Here is a 15,692-nt window from a genome sequence, read left to right on the forward strand (position 1 = left end):
AATCAGCGAAAGATTCTTTATTCCTGCCATTCCTATGACAGAATAGCAGCACGATTGATTATCATAACTCAAGCCACTGTGACAGAAGATCGCAATTTCGACGATATTGCCCACAAATTTGCAAAAAATATTTATGGCTCTGACAAAGGTGAGATCCGCCAAGTTATTGTTTGGGAAGATCTCATGCATATGCTCACCCATTTCGATGAATCACAAGCTCCGTTGCACATTTTAGATGCAGGCGGTGGTTTGGCGCAGATGTCGCAAAGATTAGCGAAATTTGGCCACCATGTCACCTTGTGTGATCTTTCTTCTGAAATGTTACATTTGGCAAAACAGGACATTACGGAGAACGGATTACTTGAGCACTACCAGTTTGTGCATGCTCCGGTTCAATCGGTGGATGAACATTTGTCTGCCCCTGTTGACGTCGTCATGTTCCATGCGGTGATGGAGTGGTTGGCTGATCCTCAAGCTGCATTGAAGCACCTACTGGCTCAAGTGCGAAGTGGTGGTATGGCATCCATTATGTTTTATAACCAGCATGGTTTGGTATATAAGAATGCGGTGTGTGGCAACATTCCTCACATTTTAGCGGGAATGCCACATCGTAAGCGTTTTAAACTTCAGCCTCAACAAGGCTTACTACCGACTGAGGTTTATCAGTGGGTAGAGCAAGCAGGGTTTGACATTTGTGGAAAATCCGGTATTCGCTGTTTTAGTGACTATATTGGTAACATGAAAAATATGGGTGAATACAGCTATGAAGACCTTTTGGCATTAGAGCGGCAGTATTGCCGTCAAGAACCATATCTCTCTTTAGGTCGCTATATCCATGTTTGGGCTAAGAAAAAAGAACAGGAATAACAATGAGTGAGTTAACTCAGAACGCTGCAGAGCAGCCCATTGATGAATTGGTTAGTTGGGTTAAGCAGCATGATTTCTCATTGAACCTCAGTACGGAGCGTCTGGCCTTTCTGATTGCCATTGCGGTATTGAGTCATGAACGATTTGATGAAGAGCTTGGTGAAGGTGAGTTGCATGATGCTTTTGCTATCGTCACTCGACTCTTTACTGAGACAGGAGAAGCTTCGGCTTTTCGAGCAAATAACGCGATTAACGAATTGGTCAAACAGCGCTTGATCAGTCGATTTACCAGTGAAGTTACCGAAGGGATGAGTATCTATCGTCTCTCGCCCCTTGCTGTAGGGATTACCGATTACTACGTCCGTCATAGAGAGTTTTCTAAATTAAAACTCTCTATTCAGCTTTCGATGGTTGCCGATGAAATGGCTAAAGCGGTGGAATCTGCGCAGCAGGGCGGTACGGCTGGCCACTGGAAAAAGAACGTTTATGGGGTGCTGAAATATTCTGTCGGAGAGATTTTTGATCGTATTGATCTCAACCAGCGAGTGCTCGATGAACAGCAGCAATCGGTAAAACGGCAAATTGCGGAGCTGTTAAACCAAGATTGGCGTGACGCCATTCAGCAATGTGAACGTCTACTGTCAGAAACTTCATCGACACTGCGAGAGCTACAAGATACCTTGCAAGCCGCTGGTGATGAATTGCAAACGCAGATCCTCGATATTCAAGAAAAAGTCTATGGTGATACAGAACTTGAATTTATTGAAGAAGTGCTGTTCTCACTACAGATGAAGTTAGATCGCATCACCAGTTGGGGGCAACAAGCGATTGATTTATGGATAGGGTACGACCGACATGTCCATAAGTTTATCCGAACCGCCATCGACATGGATCAAAACCGAGCTTTCAGTCAACGTCTTCGCCAATCAATGAATGACTATTTTACGCAACCGTGGTTATTAACGTTTGCAGAGGCGGAGCGTTTGTCGGATCTGCGTGATGAGGCCTTGGTGCTGAGAGATGATGAGGTGACTGGGCAACGGCCAATGGAGGTTGAATATGAAGAATTTCAGCAAGTCCATGATGAAATTTCAGAGCGTATTGGTCATATGCTAAAAGCCCATAAAGAGCAGCAACAACCCATCGATTTAGGCGTCGTGTTACGTGATTATCTGGCTTCTCATCCGCGTACACATCATTTTGATCTCGCTAGAATTGTCGTCGATCAAGCGGTACGCCTCGGTTATTCTGAATCTGATTACCGAGCCATTCAGCCAGACTGGCAAGCAATTAACGAATTTGGTGCAAAGGTACAAGCAAATGTCATCGACCGATATTAATGAATATATGCCAGAGAAACTGGCTAAAGCGATAGTAAATCCGCTTTTTCCTGCTTTAGATAGTCAATTACGCGCAGGGCGACATGTGTCTAGTGATGATCTGGATAGCCATGCCTTTTTGTCTGATTTTGAGCCTGAGCTGGCGTTATTTTATCAGCGTTACAATACCGAGTTAGTCCGTGCGCCAGAAGGTTTCTTTTATCTTCGTCCGCGTTCAACCTCCTTAATTAATCGCAGTGTATTATCTGAATTGGATATGTTGGTGGGTAAGGTGCTTTGCTTCCTTTATCTAAGCCCAGAACGATTGGCGCATGAAGGCATTTTTACCAACCAAGAGTTGTATGAAGAACTGCTCTCATTGGTTGATGAAAAAAAATTGATGAAATTGGTGACTCACCGCGCCACGGGGTCGGATTTAGATAAAGAAAAATTATTTGAAAAAGTCCGCACTTCTTTGCGCCGGTTACGTCGTCTTGGCATGCTCATTCATATTGGAGAAACCACTAAATTTCGGATTACGGAAGCGGTGTTTCGTTTCGGTGCTGATGTGCGAGTCGGGGATGATATGCGTCAAGCACAGTTGCGTTTGATCCGTGATGGTGAAGCGGTGGTTCACAGTCAAGAACCTAACCAACCCAGCTTATTAGCCAATGAAGCGGAATTACAAGAACAAGATGAACAACACGAAGTATGGGAAGACGAAGCATGATTGAAAGAGGTAAATATCAATCACTCACCATGATCAACTGGAATGGCTTCTTTGCCCGCACTTTTGATATCGATAATTTAGTGACCACATTATCCGGTGGTAATGGTGCAGGAAAATCCACCACGATGGCGGCGTTTATCACCGCCTTAATTCCTGACCAAAGCTTACTGCACTTTCGTAATACAACGGAAGCCGGGAGCTCACAAGCATCTCGTGATAAAGGTCTTTACGGTAAGTTACAGCCGGGTGCTTGTTATGCGGCACTCGATGTGGTGAATTCTCGTCATCAACGTTTGCTGTTTGTGGTTAAACTTCAGCAAGTGGCTGGGCGAGATAAGAAAGTGGACATCAAACCCTTTGTTATTCAAGGTTTACCCAGCCATATTAAACCGACGGATATTTTGGTAGAAAGTGTTTCAGATAACCATGCTCGAGTTCGTCAGTTAAATGAAGTGAAAGAAGCCCTGAGCGGTATTGAAGGCGCACATTTCAAAGCATTTGGTTCCATTGTGGACTATCACAGCCAGATGTTTGAGTCAGGAGTGGTACCCAAAAAATTACGTAATAGTAGCGATCGTTCCAAATTTTACCGTTTGATTGAAGCCTCGTTATATGGTGGTATTTCCAGCGCGATTACCCGTTCATTGCGCGATTACTTATTGCCACAAAATGGCGGAGTTAAAAAAGCGTTCCAAGATATGGAATCGGCGTTGCGTGAAAACCGCATGACTCTGGAAGCCATTAAAAATACGCAAGCGGATCGAGATCTATTCAAACATTTGATCACTGAATCGACCCAGTATGTGGCTGCTGACTATATGCGCCATGCGAATGAACGTCGTATTAAAGTTGAGCAAACATTGTCGCTGCGCCAAGAACTCTTTGCCGCCCGTGAAACCTTAATTGAACAAAACCGATTACTTAATCGTGTTCATGAAGAACTGGAGATGCTGGTTGAGCAAGAGTCGGCACTAGAGCAAGATTATCAAGGTGCTTCAGATCATTTACAACTGGTGCAAAATGCCCTGCGTCAACAAGAAAAAATCGCTCGCTATCAAGAGGATTTAGAAGAACTGAACATTCGTCTTGAAGAACAGTTGATGGTGGTCGAAGAAGCGCAAGAACGTGTCATGATGGCGGAAGAGCAAGCCACCATGAGCGAGGAAGAAGTCGATAGTCTGAAAACCCAATTGGCGGATTATCAACAAGCCCTTGATGTACAACAGACCCGCGCTTTGCAATACCAACAAGCGTTACAAGCACTCGACAAAGCTCGCCAGCAGCTCAATGATCCGACTCTCTCCGCGGAAGTTGCTCATGCGCGAATCAGTGAGCTGAATGCCCAGCAAGAGCAAAAAACCAGCGAGCTATTGGCAGTAAAACATAAGCTGGATATGTCATCGGCGGCGGCTGAGCAGTTTGAACGAGCGCTGAGTTTAGTGAAAAGCGTGGTGGGGGACGTCGACCGTAGCCAAGCGGCAGAACAAGCGAAAATTATTTTACGCCAAGCACAAGAAGCTCAGCAGAGGGTACAAAATGAGCAGCCGTGGTTGGAGCAACAGCGAGATCTACACTATCGAATTGAACAGCAAAACCTTGTACAGCAGCGAGTCAATGATTATCACAAGCAGCATCAGGTTTTACTCAGTGAAGAGGATAGCCTTGATTTAGAGCGTGAGCGTCACCAAGCGTTGTTAGAGAGTTTGGAGCTGAGCCAAGAAGCGCTACGTGAGCAAAGAAGTCAGCAGCGCCGCCTTGAGCAAGAGCTACACTCTGAGATTGTCCGTTGTGAAAGCATTGCTCCAACATGGATTCAAGCCAATGATGCTTTAGCGGTTTTACGTGAGCAAAGTGGCGCTGAGTTAAGTGATCGTCAATCGGTCATGAGTGAGATGCAATCTTTGTTGGAGCGTGAAAAAGTTCAATCGCTGGAGAAGGACAAACTTACTCAACGTCGTGCTCAGCTTGACAGTGAAATTGAACGGCTTGCTTCACCAGGTGGTTCAAACGATCCTCGTTTGAAAGGATTGGCTGATACATTGGGTGGCGTTTTATTATCTGAAATTTATGATGATATTACTCTGGATGATGCGCCTTATTTTAGTGCAATGTATGGCCCCGCTCGTCATGCGATTGTGGTTTCTGATTTATCTGGCATAAAAGAGAAGTTGGTTGAACTGGATGATTGCCCTGAAGATCTCTATTTAATCGAAGGGGATATCGATGCCTTTGATGACAGTTCGATTGATGTTGAAGAATTAGCTGGAGCAGTTTGTGTTCAGTTAAATGATCGACAAATGCGTTATTCTCGCTTTCCTGAGCTCCCTCTATTTGGCCGTGCCGCTCGTGAGCAGCGTTTAGAGCAACTCCGTTTAGAACGAGAAGAGATCGTTGAAGCTCATGCCAAAGCGGCTTTTGATTCGCAAAAACTGCAACGTTTATACAGTAGTTTCAACCTTTTTGTGGCTGAACATTTACAGTGCGCATTTGAAGCGGATCCTGAGCAAGCTTTACTGACTGCACGTGAAAAACGCAATCAAGTACTTCGTCAGCTAACTGAGCTGGAAAATCAAGAGCAGCAACAGCGCAGCCAACGCCAATTGAGTAAACAAGCATTATCGACACTCGAGAGTATTGCTCCCAACTGGCGTCTACTGGCTGAGAATACCTTGCAGGAGCGTTTAATTGATCTGAATGATAAATTAAAGCATCTCAGCCAAGCGAAGGCATTTCTTGCTCAGCATAGTCAAACGGTTGGGCAGTTACAGGCGTTGGCTTCTGCTTTAGAAGTGGACCCAGAACAATTTGATGCGTTAGAGCAACAATATCAGCAAGCGGATCTGGCACTGCAAAATCTAAAAAGCCAAATCTTTGCGCTTTCTGATCTTTATGAGCGCCGTCAGCACTTTGCTTATTCTGATTCGGTGGACCTGCTCAGCCAGAGTAGTGAGTTAAGTGAACAGCTTAAAGCCAAACTCATACAAGCGGAAAGTCTTCGTAACCGTAGCCGTGATGAGCTTAAACAAGCACAAGCGCAGTTGAGTCAGTATCATCAAGTTTTGGCGTCTTTAAAAAGCTCACATCAAGCGAAACTGGAAACGGTACAGGAATTTAAGCAAGAGCTACAAGAATTTGGGGTTCAGGCCGACGAGGGGGCATTAAGTCGTGCTCAGCAACGCCGTGATGAACTGCATGAGCGCTTACATAGCTCTCGTGGTCGTAAGAGTGAATATGAACGGACGATCACCTCGACCGAAGTTGAAATGAAGGCGTTAGCCAAGCGCATGAAAAAGGTGGAAAAAGAGTATCAGGATCTGCGAACTTTTGTGGTTAATGCCAAAGCAGGTTGGTGCTCGGTATTGCGTCTTGCGCGTGAAAACGATGTTGAGCGTCGTCTACATAAACGCGAACTGGCGTATTTATCGGCCGGTGAACTGCGCTCTATGTCGGATAAATCATTAGGAGCGCTGCGCTTAGCGGTCTCTAATAATGAAGACTTGCGTGATGCGCTGCGTTTATCGGAAGATAATGTGCATCCAGAGCGTAAGGTACTATTTTATATCGCTGTTTATCAGCATCTGCGTGAACGTATTCGTCAAGATATCATTCGAACAGACGACCCGGTTGAAGCCATTGAAGAGATGGAAGTTGAGCTTGCTCGTCTGACTGAAGAACTGACCCAGCGGGAAAATCGATTAGCGATCAGCTCCGATTCGGTCGCTAGTATCATCCGTAAGACCATTCAACGTGAGCAAAACCGCATTCGAATGCTTAACCAAGGGCTATCGAACATCGCATTTGGTCAAGTGAAAGGGGTTCGTCTTAACGTTAAAGTGCGTGAAAGTCATGAAATCTTGCTCAGTGGGTTAGTCGAGCAACAGGTACAGCATAAAGATCTGTTTGAAAGTACTCGCTATACCTTCTCAGAAGCGATGGCGAAACTTTTCCAGCGAGTCAACCCTCACATTGATATGGGACAGCGTTCGCCTCAGGTATTAGGTGAAGAACTGCTGGATTACCGTAATTACCTTGAATTGAGTGTTGAAGTGAATCGAGGCTCCGATGGTTGGTTACAAGCTGAGTCTGGTGCATTATCAACAGGTGAAGCCATTGGTACGGGCCAATCGATTCTTCTGATGGTCGTACAAAGCTGGGAAGAAGAGTCACGTCGCTTACGGAGTAAAGACATTATTCCTTGCCGTTTGCTTTTCTTAGATGAAGCCGCACGTTTGGATGCAAAATCTATTGCAACGCTGTTTGAGCTTTGTGAGCGTTTGGATATGCAATTGCTGATCGCTGCGCCCGAAAACATTAGCCCAGAGAAGGGCACAACCTACAAACTGGTTCGTAAAGTCTTTAAAGATCACGAACATGTGCATGTGGTGGGTTTGCGAGGGTTTGCGGGCAAAGAAAAGCCCAAAAGTGAAGAACAACAATTGGCGGATGCATTGAGTTAACCGCTAGATTGGATAATAAAAACGCCTTCGATATGAAGGCGTTTTACATTGTCGGTATTTTACATTCTAGATTAGCGGCCTAACCTGTTATTTTTCTGGGCTACCAAACTGTTTTGCTGCGTAAGCGACCCGCTCCGCTGGCGTTGGATAAATCAGTGGTGAGCCTAAATTTTCAATATGTTGTAGGCGAGGCAGTAGCCCTGCACCATTGGCCGTTTGAATCGCAAGGCCAGGGCGAGCATTGAGTTCAAGCACCATAGGGCCTTCTTCTTTGTCCAACACCATATCCGTACCCAGATAACCAAGCCCGGTCATCTCCCATGCGCTAGCTGCAAGTGTGAGCAAACGCTCCCAGTGGGGAACGACAAGCGTGGAAAGATCTTTCCCTGTATCGGGGTGAACGGTGACCGGACGATTAAATTGTACTGCTCGAACGGCTTTTCCTGTAGCGATATCAACGCCGACACCGACCGCGCCTTGGTGAAGGTTAGCTTTACCATCAGAGGCAGAAGTAGAAAGGCGCATCATTGCCATCACGGGGTAACCTTTAAAAACGATGATTCGTACATCTGGCACCCCTTCATAACTAAAGCCATCAAAGCAATCATCAAACTTGATTAAATTTTCTATTACGGCGACATCATTCTTACCGCCTAATGAAAACAACCCTGCCAAAGCATTACTGATGTGTCTTTCAACATCTTCTTTGGTAATGGTTGAACCCGATGGTTTGGTATATAGCCCATTTTGATGAGAGCTAATGACTAAAATACCTTTACCACCACTGCCTCGGGCAGGCTTGATAACAAAGCCAGGCCACTGTTCAACCATCTGGTGAATGCGTTTCACATCACCTTGATTGCTGATCACGCCAATGAGCTGTGGTACCGTACAACCAGCACGTTGAGCAATTAATTTCGTTTGTAACTTATCGTCAACCAATGGATATTTAGAGCGGTCATTATAACGGCCGATGTAACTGTGGTTACGTTTGTTCATCCCCATGATCCCTTTGCGACGCAATTTGAAAGGGGAGGTGTACTCAGAAAGAGAGAGAAACATATTAATCTCCATCCACCAAGGGTTTAAAGCGACGTAATTCTGTTATGCGATAGCCGGTATAGGTCCCGAGCAGTAAGATGGCCGCTAACACAACCAATTGTAAACCAATAAAGTTAAAGGTGAGGTGCTGGACATAGGCGTTGGTCATCGCTAGATAGATCAGCACCGCGGTTAAGAGTGAACCTCCACCTTGTAAAATGACTTCTTTCGCTCCTTCTTCTTCCCAGAGAATGGACATACGCTCAATAGTCCATGACAAGATGATCATAGGGAAGAACGTGATGGTTAAACCTTCGGTTAAACCAATTTTAAATGCCACCACGGTAAAGACCGAGATAATTAAAATGACGGAAATAATCACCGCCGATATGCGAGCAACCAGCAATAAGTTAAGCTTCGACAGATAGCTGCGGATAATCAGTCCGGTACCGACAATCAATAAGAAACCCACAATACCCGTGGTCAACTGGGTTTGTACAAAGGCAACGGCAATCAGCACGGGCATAAAGGTGCCCGAAGTTTTTAAACCGATGATGACACGTAGAAATACCACAATCAGGGCACCGATAGGGATGAGCATGATGGTCTTAAACATCGCTTGCTCTTCTAGTGGTAAGCTATGGATTGAGAGGTTGAGTAGCCCATCGGCTTCTACTTTACTGTTGGTCGCTTGCTGTGGAGAAACCTCTTGCGCAATCATGGTAAAGTGCACTTGGCTATTTTGACCACCGATCACATCGAGTAGCGAAATATTCGATTCATCCCATACTAAAAGGTTAGGTTGAGTCGGCTGAATCCCTGTCTCTGGATTAAAGAGAACCCATTTTTGCCCATCCCATACTTGATTCATATGTTGGATAGCCTGACGGCGTCGGCCATCTTCTAGCTTAATGACCCCCACCACTTTATTGGCGATCTGTTGATAAGACAGCAATTTCTGTACAGCATCCACTTTGCTCATTTTATTCAACAGCAAAGCGGCATTTTGGTTTTCAGTATCATTGAGCGTCTTAATCAACTCACGAGTAAAGGTAACATCGTCGGCTGAATGGCGGTTTGCTTGCTCTATCAAAGCAATCGCCGCAATTTCTTCTGGACCATCAAACGTTGGTTTACTGAGTGATTGGGCTGGGAGAATGGGTGTCGCTTTTGCTTGGGGATCGACTAAGAACTGCGCTTTATAGTAAATGGTTTGTGGCCCGGTTGCCTGACGAATTGACCATTCGGCTCGTCGCCCAGTTTCGGTTGTGAGATAAGAGATACCATAACCTGGGGAAGAAGCATTTTCACCGACTAAAGTGAAGCCATCTTGTGTATGAGGAGCGGCAAGGGACACTTTGACTTCTTTCCCTTGAGCATTAAATTCGATGCGTGCTTCTATATCCCATACTTGACGGGTTTCTCCCGGTGTCCAAGGCACACCATAACTTTGGTGACGAATCATGCTTAATGTAATACCAATGGCAACCAGCAAAAGAATCGATAAATAGAATGGAACTCGTGATGTCATAACTGACCTTATATATTTTATTTTGTTTCTGACTGAATGTATTTCCGACTGACATCCACGACCGCAATGTCACGGATAAATTCTCTACCCAGTAAGATGGGATGGCTCATTTGTGACCGGTCAGCCAAGGTAAATTGAGTTTTTTCGTGGATGGATCCTAATTTTACCCATAATTCAACGACGGCACGACGTTCTGCTTGCTCGCTGGTCGATTGGCGAATACGAACAAACCGTACGATCGGTGCTTCTATCCAGTTACTATCATCTTTAACGCTGCTATCGCCAGCAAGATGAAAGCGAACCCAGTTTTTCCCATTGCGCTCAAATTCTTCTACATCAATCGCATTCAAAGAAGAGGTGGCCGCACCAGTATCAATTCGAGCATCAAACGTCTGCTTGATAGCGTCAATGGTTACTTTTTCTATTTCACCTAACACCACCTCATGACGAGGAACGCTGGGGGCGGTGCTGTTAGGTATGGATGACCGCGGAGGCTGCGATTGATCTTCTGTAACTACAACGGGGCGGTTAGCCAGTACTTTAAGCTCTTTGAGTTGCCCTTTGAGACCGATGATTTGATTTTCTAGGCTGTCGATATAGTCCATTTGGTTACTAATATGCAGCTCTAAATTGGTCATTTTATTGGAGAGGTTGGATTCGGATTGATGAATGGCAGCCAGCGTAGCTTGATGGTATTCGTCGCCCTTTAATATTGTGCAACCAGAGAGCATGCTAAGTGCAACAAGGGGGGCTATTCGCTTAAACATTTGCGACCTTATTCTTGTGTTGTAGTGTGTTTCATTAGTGATAGCAAAGGATGCGCTACGCATCTTTTGCTAGAGTAGACTTATACAATAAATAACACGTTAAGACTGTGTCAATTATGGCTTTTTTGCAATTAAAATTGCCCGTCTTGGTGCAGGATATCCTTCAATTGTCTTACTTGGGTCATTATCATCAAGGTAATGAGGGAGTGAATTATGCGTCATCCATTCTGTGGTTCGCTGCTCATCGAATGAGGTTGTATTTTCATCAACGATTCGTACATCCACAAATCCCACTTTTTCTAACCAGCCTTTTAATGCTTTTGCTGAAGGGAAAAAGTAAACGTTACGCATTTGAGCATAGCGATCAAACGGAACTAATACTGCATTTTCATCACCTTCAATCACCAAGGTTTCGAGGACTAACTCCCCACCTTCTACGAGTTGGCTTTTCAATTGAATAAGATGATCAAGGGGAGAACGTCGGTGGTATAACACGCCCATGCTAAATACGGTATCAAAGGCTTGTAACTCAGGGAGTTGTTCAATGCCTAATGGCACTAAGTGGATTCGTTGATCGTTACCCATCAACTTTCGAACCGCTTCAAACTGAATGAGAAACAGCTCTGAGGGATCAATACCCATCACTTGATGTGCCCCTTCACCGAGCATTCGCCACATATGGTAGCCGTTACCACAACCCACATCTAATACTGAGCGGCCTTTCAATGGTGAAATATGGGGGAGGAGGCGATCCCATTTCCAATCACTGCGCCACTCGGTATCAATATGAATACCATGGAGAAAATAGGGACCTTTGCGCCAAGGGTGAAAGGTTTTCAGTAAATTCTCTAATTTCTTCTGTTCCCCTGCCGCCAGTGGCTGGTGATTATGGACGGTGACTGACGTTTTTAAATCCATCGCATCGGGTGGGGTGTCATCGATTTTCTTTAATGCCCGTAACCATCGATCCAGATCGCCATGAGGTTTGTCTTGCCAGTCAGACAATTGTTTAGGCAGAACATCTAACCAAGGTTGTAGGCGAGTGTCTTGAGCAAGGCGTTGATAAAGCGGGCCAAAATTAAACATGAAATGTGTTCCTAAATCGTGCACAAAGCCCTGTCGCTATGTAAAAGTGGGATAGGGCGTATAGAAAGTTATTTGATGGCAAACATAGAGCCAAAATTAAAGCATTGAAACCAGACTTCGTAGCTTGAAAAGCCCAGTTTTTTAAAGCGCTGTTTATGGGCTTCAACAGAATCGGGGCGCATGACATTTTCGATAGCACTGCGTTTTTGACTGATTTCCAATTCGCTGTATCCATTGGCACGCTTAAAATCATGGTGTAAATCAATCAACAGTTCGTGTGCTGTTTCATCAGGAAAAATAAATTTCTCTGAGACAATTAAAATGCCTCCTGCGCGCAAACCGGCATAGACTTTTTCAAGCAGCGTGTAGCGATCTTCAGGCGATAAAAACTGTAAGGTGAAGTTGAGTACCACAACCGATGCATTTTCAATCGAGACATCTCGGATATCGGCTTCTATGATCTCGACCGGAGTATCAGAACGGTAGGCATTGACATGCAGTTTGCAACGCTCAACCATGGCGGATGAGTTGTCGACACCAATGATCTTACAACCTTCTTGCTGAATATGACGGCGCATAGAAAGGGTTGCCGCTCCCAGTGAGCAACCTAAATCATACAAATGGCTATGAGGTTTAGCAAATCGCTCCGCGAGCATACCGATGGCTGAAATGATATTGCTGTAACCCGGTACTGAACGTTGAATCATATCTGGAAAGACTTCAACCACTCGCTCATCGAAGGTGAAATCACCGATTTTATCAATAGGGGCTGAAAATATGGTGTCTTTTGAGCTCATGGGAGAACCTTATACCCGTATAAATTGAGCTAAATGTAGCGCTCAACAATAGAAAAGGCGCGTATTTTATGAAAAATTTCATTCTCTGTCATTAAAGCGCGTTAAGTTCCAGTGAGAAGTTAAAATATCGAGAGTTGACTATCCCCTCTTTGTGCTGGAAAAGTAGCGAGATCAGGCAGTTTTTGCGTGATGGTATCAGAATGACGAATGGCCGTTTGCAAGGTTTGGTAGAGTGAGCTGGCAAGCTCTGGTGCATAGAGGTTATCGGGAGTATGGACCATTAAATATGGCTGCTTACCTTGTGCAATCCATTGCGGCAATTTGGCTAACCAAGCGGTAAAAAAAGCTTGATTCTGGGGCAAGTCAGGGTGGCCAATAAACCGAATCATTGGCTGAGTGGCGGTGGCAATGGCATGTACGGGCAGATTGGGTTTTTTCTTTTGTGCATCAATAATGATTTCATTGTCGGGTTTGGCCGAAAACACTGGGCGGCTATCCATGATGATTCGGTTGATGTTCTCTTCTATTAACCATTGGTTAAAGCGTCGTTCTTCCTCTCCTTTAGCAAAATAGCTGGCGTGGCGAACTTCAACGCCCAAGGGAAAATGGGCGGGGAAACCGCGACAAAACTTTTTCAATTGATCAAGGTGTGCACCAGTAAACGTAGCAGGGAGTTGGATCGTCCATAAGCCGATACGTTCATGTAACGGTTCCATGAGTTGAAGAAATTGCTTTAGATCCGCTTGGCAGCCCACCAGTTGGTGTTGGTGGGTGATCGCTTTGGGTAGCTTAAAGGTAAATCGGAAATCATCATGCGTGGCCAAATGCCAGCTACGTACGGTGGTTGGCGAAGGAGAGGCATAAAAGGTCGTGTTGCCTTCTACGGTGTGAAATACGCTGGAATAATAAGCTAACCGTTCGGCGGGCGTGGTTCCTGTTGGAAAAAATCGCCCTTGCCAACCAGAGTGTGACCACATAGTAAGACCGAGACGTAATGGAAGCTTTTGCATAGTGACTCTTGATTTTTTCAATGGGACACAGACGAGTTTCTTTGAAGAATACGGTATTTTAGCGCTATAATCAGCGCCAATTTTTCCGTCGCTGATGCTTTAATCATAATTTGATTGATTATTGTACAAAAGAAAGAATACGGAATAGAACACAACAAAATTATATTCTGGAAGGTCGATCTTCACCTTCTTTCAGCGTATAAATGGAACCATGTGTCGCAGGGAATTGTCGTGTCTGCGGCGTAAGAATTAGATGATAAATATAGAGGTTGGGAATTTCACTATGCGTAGCCATTATTGTGGTCACCTGAACAAGTCCCTTGCAGGACAAACTGTAGAATTGTGCGGTTGGGTTAACCGCCGTCGTGATTTAGGCGGTCTTATTTTTATTGATATGCGAGATCGTGAAGGTATCGTTCAGGTTGTCGTTGACCCCGATATGGCGGAGGTGTTTTCTGTCGCTAACCAACTGCGTAATGAATTTTGCATTAAGCTCACCGGTGAAGTGCGTGCTCGTCCAGATAGCCAAGTAAATCAAGGTATGGCAACGGGTGAAGTGGAAGTGTTAGCGACAGCGCTACATATTGTTAACCGTTCTGACGTATTGCCACTTGATTTCAACCAAAAGAATTCAGAAGAGCAGCGTTTAAAATACCGCTATCTAGATTTGCGTCGTCCAGAAATGAGCGACCGCATCAAATTGCGTGCTAAAGCGTCAAGCTTTGTCCGTCGCTTCCTTGATAACCAAGGTTTTTTAGATATTGAAACACCTGTCTTGACTAAAGCGACACCAGAAGGTGCTCGTGACTATTTAGTTCCAAGCCGAGTACACAAAGGCAGTTTCTATGCTTTGCCTCAGTCTCCTCAACTGTTTAAACAGTTATTGATGATGTCCGGCTTTGATCGCTACTATCAAATTGTCAAATGTTTCCGTGATGAAGATTTACGTGCCGATCGCCAGCCAGAATTTACCCAGATCGATATTGAAACGTCGTTTATGACAGCGGATCAAGTTCGTGCGGTTACCGAGCAAATGATTCGTGAAATGTGGCTTGAACTGCTCAATGTAGACTTGGGTGAATTCCCAGTGATGCCATACAGTGAAGCCATGCGCCGTTTTGGTAGCGATAAGCCTGATCTACGTAACCCCATGGAGTTGGTTGATGTCGCTGACCTTCTCAAAGCCGTAGACTTCAAGGTTTTCTCTGGCCCAGCAAACGATGAAAAAGGCCGAGTTGCCGCGCTTCGTGTGCCGGGTGGGGCTGCGCTGTCTCGTAAACAAATTGATGAATATACAGCATTTGTTGCCATTTATGGGGCCAAAGGTCTGGCATGGTTAAAAGTGAATGATGTCAATGCGGGTATGGAAGGCATTCAATCCCCCGTTGCTAAATTCCTTGATGAAGCTATCGTGAAAACCATTATTGAGCGTACGCAAGCACAAGATGGGGATATCGTGCTGTTCGGTGCGGACAAAGCCAATGTGGTTGCGGAAGCGATGGGCGCTTTACGTCTTAAAGTGGGTAAAGATCTCAATATTACCAATGGTGCGACTTGGGCTCCATTGTGGGTGGTTGATTTCCCAATGTTTGAAGCCGATGACGAAGGGAATGTTGCCGCGATGCACCATCCATTTACTTCACCACTAGATATGACGGCTGAACAGCTAAAAGCCAACCCAACCGAAGCATTATCCAACGCTTACGATATGGTGCTTAACGGTTATGAAGTGGGGGGTGGCTCAGTGCGTATTCATGATGCCACTATGCAAGCCGCTGTTTTTGATATTTTAGGTATTGATGAACAAGAACAACGCTTGAAATTTGGCTTCTTACTGGATGCGCTTAAGTTTGGTACACCGCCTCATGCTGGGCTGGCATTTGGCTTAGACCGCCTTGTGATGCTGCTGTGTGGAACCGAAAATATTCGTGATGTTATTGCGTTTCCAAAAACCACGGCTGCGGCTTGCTTACTAACAGATGCGCCTAGCGTCGCAAACCCTGCGGCATTAGAAGAGTTGGCCATCGCCGTCAACCTTGCAAAAGATAAAGCAGAATAACGAAACCTGGCTGGATTTAGGGTGGCAT

The 15,692-nt window shown here is 45.2% G+C and carries 10 protein-coding genes and 2 pseudogenes; 5 read left to right on the forward strand and 7 right to left on the reverse strand.

The window, feature by feature from the left end; translation table 11 throughout:
- Positions 1–78: 78 nt before the first annotated feature.
- The 4 genes from cmoM to mukB are packed head-to-tail and all read left to right on the forward strand — an operon-like array spanning position 79 to position 7,373.
- A complete protein-coding gene (gene cmoM / locus B5D54_RS00980; RefSeq protein ID WP_078924717.1) occupies positions 79–867 on the forward strand; it encodes a tRNA uridine 5-oxyacetic acid(34) methyltransferase CmoM in 789 nt (262 codons plus the stop codon).
- Positions 868–869: 2 nt separating this feature from the next.
- Entirely contained in the window at positions 870–2,207 is a 1,338-nt protein-coding gene (gene mukF, locus B5D54_RS00985; RefSeq protein WP_078924606.1) for a chromosome partition protein MukF, read from the forward strand.
- Complete coding sequence (gene mukE, locus B5D54_RS00990; protein ID WP_078924607.1) at positions 2,188–2,916, forward strand: chromosome partition protein MukE; 729 nt, start codon at positions 2,188–2,190, stop codon at positions 2,914–2,916. Before mukF ends, mukE begins: the two co-directional genes overlap by 20 nt.
- A complete protein-coding gene (gene mukB / locus B5D54_RS00995; RefSeq protein WP_078924608.1) occupies positions 2,913–7,373 on the forward strand; it encodes a chromosome partition protein MukB in 4,461 nt (1,486 codons plus the stop codon). The genes mukE and mukB overlap by 4 nt, the downstream gene beginning before the upstream one ends.
- A gap of 87 nt (positions 7,374–7,460) precedes the next feature.
- On the opposite strand, the gene B5D54_RS01000 is transcribed toward mukB, so the two are convergent.
- The 7 genes and pseudogenes from B5D54_RS01000 to B5D54_RS01025 all read right to left on the reverse strand — a co-directional run bounded on the left by B5D54_RS01000 (position 7,461) and on the right by B5D54_RS01025 (position 13,605).
- Positions 7,461–8,435, reverse strand: a complete 975-nt coding sequence (locus tag B5D54_RS01000; RefSeq protein ID WP_078924609.1) for an alpha-L-glutamate ligase-like protein — start codon at positions 8,433–8,435, stop codon at positions 7,461–7,463.
- A 1-nt stretch (position 8,436) separates the two neighbouring features.
- A complete protein-coding gene (locus B5D54_RS01005; RefSeq protein ID WP_078924610.1) occupies positions 8,437–9,945 on the reverse strand; it encodes an inactive transglutaminase family protein in 1,509 nt (502 codons plus the stop codon).
- Between the two features lie 17 nt (positions 9,946–9,962).
- A pseudogene (locus B5D54_RS17525) lies at positions 9,963–10,400 on the reverse strand (ATP-dependent zinc protease family protein); the annotation flags it as partial.
- A gap of 98 nt (positions 10,401–10,498) precedes the next feature.
- Positions 10,499–10,712: pseudogene (locus B5D54_RS17530) on the reverse strand (ATP-dependent Zn protease); the annotation flags it as partial.
- 114 nt (positions 10,713–10,826) lie between these two features.
- On the reverse strand, positions 10,827–11,798 hold the full coding sequence (cmoB, locus tag B5D54_RS01015) for a tRNA 5-methoxyuridine(34)/uridine 5-oxyacetic acid(34) synthase CmoB (RefSeq protein ID WP_078924612.1): 972 nt from the start codon (positions 11,796–11,798) through the stop codon (positions 10,827–10,829).
- A gap of 68 nt (positions 11,799–11,866) precedes the next feature.
- A complete protein-coding gene (cmoA, locus tag B5D54_RS01020) occupies positions 11,867–12,595 on the reverse strand; it encodes a carboxy-S-adenosyl-L-methionine synthase CmoA (RefSeq protein WP_078924613.1) in 729 nt (242 codons plus the stop codon).
- A 119-nt stretch (positions 12,596–12,714) separates the two neighbouring features.
- Positions 12,715–13,605 (reverse strand): DUF72 domain-containing protein, encoded by an 891-nt coding sequence (locus tag B5D54_RS01025; protein WP_078924614.1) that lies wholly within the window; start codon positions 13,603–13,605, stop codon positions 12,715–12,717.
- Between the two features lie 283 nt (positions 13,606–13,888).
- Between B5D54_RS01025 and aspS the strand changes: the two genes are divergently transcribed.
- A complete protein-coding gene (gene aspS, locus B5D54_RS01030) occupies positions 13,889–15,664 on the forward strand; it encodes an aspartate--tRNA ligase (protein ID WP_078924615.1) in 1,776 nt (591 codons plus the stop codon).
- Positions 15,665–15,692 lie beyond the last annotated feature (28 nt).

Origin of the sequence: Vibrio cincinnatiensis DSM 19608 (assembly GCF_900167345.1) — a bacterium.
GTDB lineage: Bacteria > Pseudomonadota > Gammaproteobacteria > Enterobacterales > Vibrionaceae > Vibrio > Vibrio cincinnatiensis.

What these genes read in the sequence shown, in the direction of transcription:
- mukE (WP_078924607.1), top strand. Translation starts at nt 2,188, where the DNA reads ATGTCATCGACCGATATTAATGAATATATGCCAGAGAAACTGGCTAAA.
- B5D54_RS01005 (WP_078924610.1), bottom strand. Translation starts at nt 9,945, where the DNA reads ATGACATCACGAGTTCCATTCTATTTATCGATTCTTTTGCTGGTTGCC.
- cmoB (WP_078924612.1), bottom strand. Translation starts at nt 11,798, where the DNA reads ATGTTTAATTTTGGCCCGCTTTATCAACGCCTTGCTCAAGACACTCGC.
- B5D54_RS01025 (WP_078924614.1), bottom strand. Translation starts at nt 13,605, where the DNA reads ATGCAAAAGCTTCCATTACGTCTCGGTCTTACTATGTGGTCACACTCT.
- B5D54_RS01000 (WP_078924609.1), bottom strand. Translation starts at nt 8,435, where the DNA reads ATGTTTCTCTCTCTTTCTGAGTACACCTCCCCTTTCAAATTGCGTCGC.
- mukB (WP_078924608.1), top strand. Translation starts at nt 2,913, where the DNA reads ATGATTGAAAGAGGTAAATATCAATCACTCACCATGATCAACTGGAAT.
- cmoA (WP_078924613.1), bottom strand. Translation starts at nt 12,595, where the DNA reads ATGAGCTCAAAAGACACCATATTTTCAGCCCCTATTGATAAAATCGGT.
- aspS (WP_078924615.1), top strand. Translation starts at nt 13,889, where the DNA reads ATGCGTAGCCATTATTGTGGTCACCTGAACAAGTCCCTTGCAGGACAA.
- mukF (WP_078924606.1), top strand. Translation starts at nt 870, where the DNA reads ATGAGTGAGTTAACTCAGAACGCTGCAGAGCAGCCCATTGATGAATTG.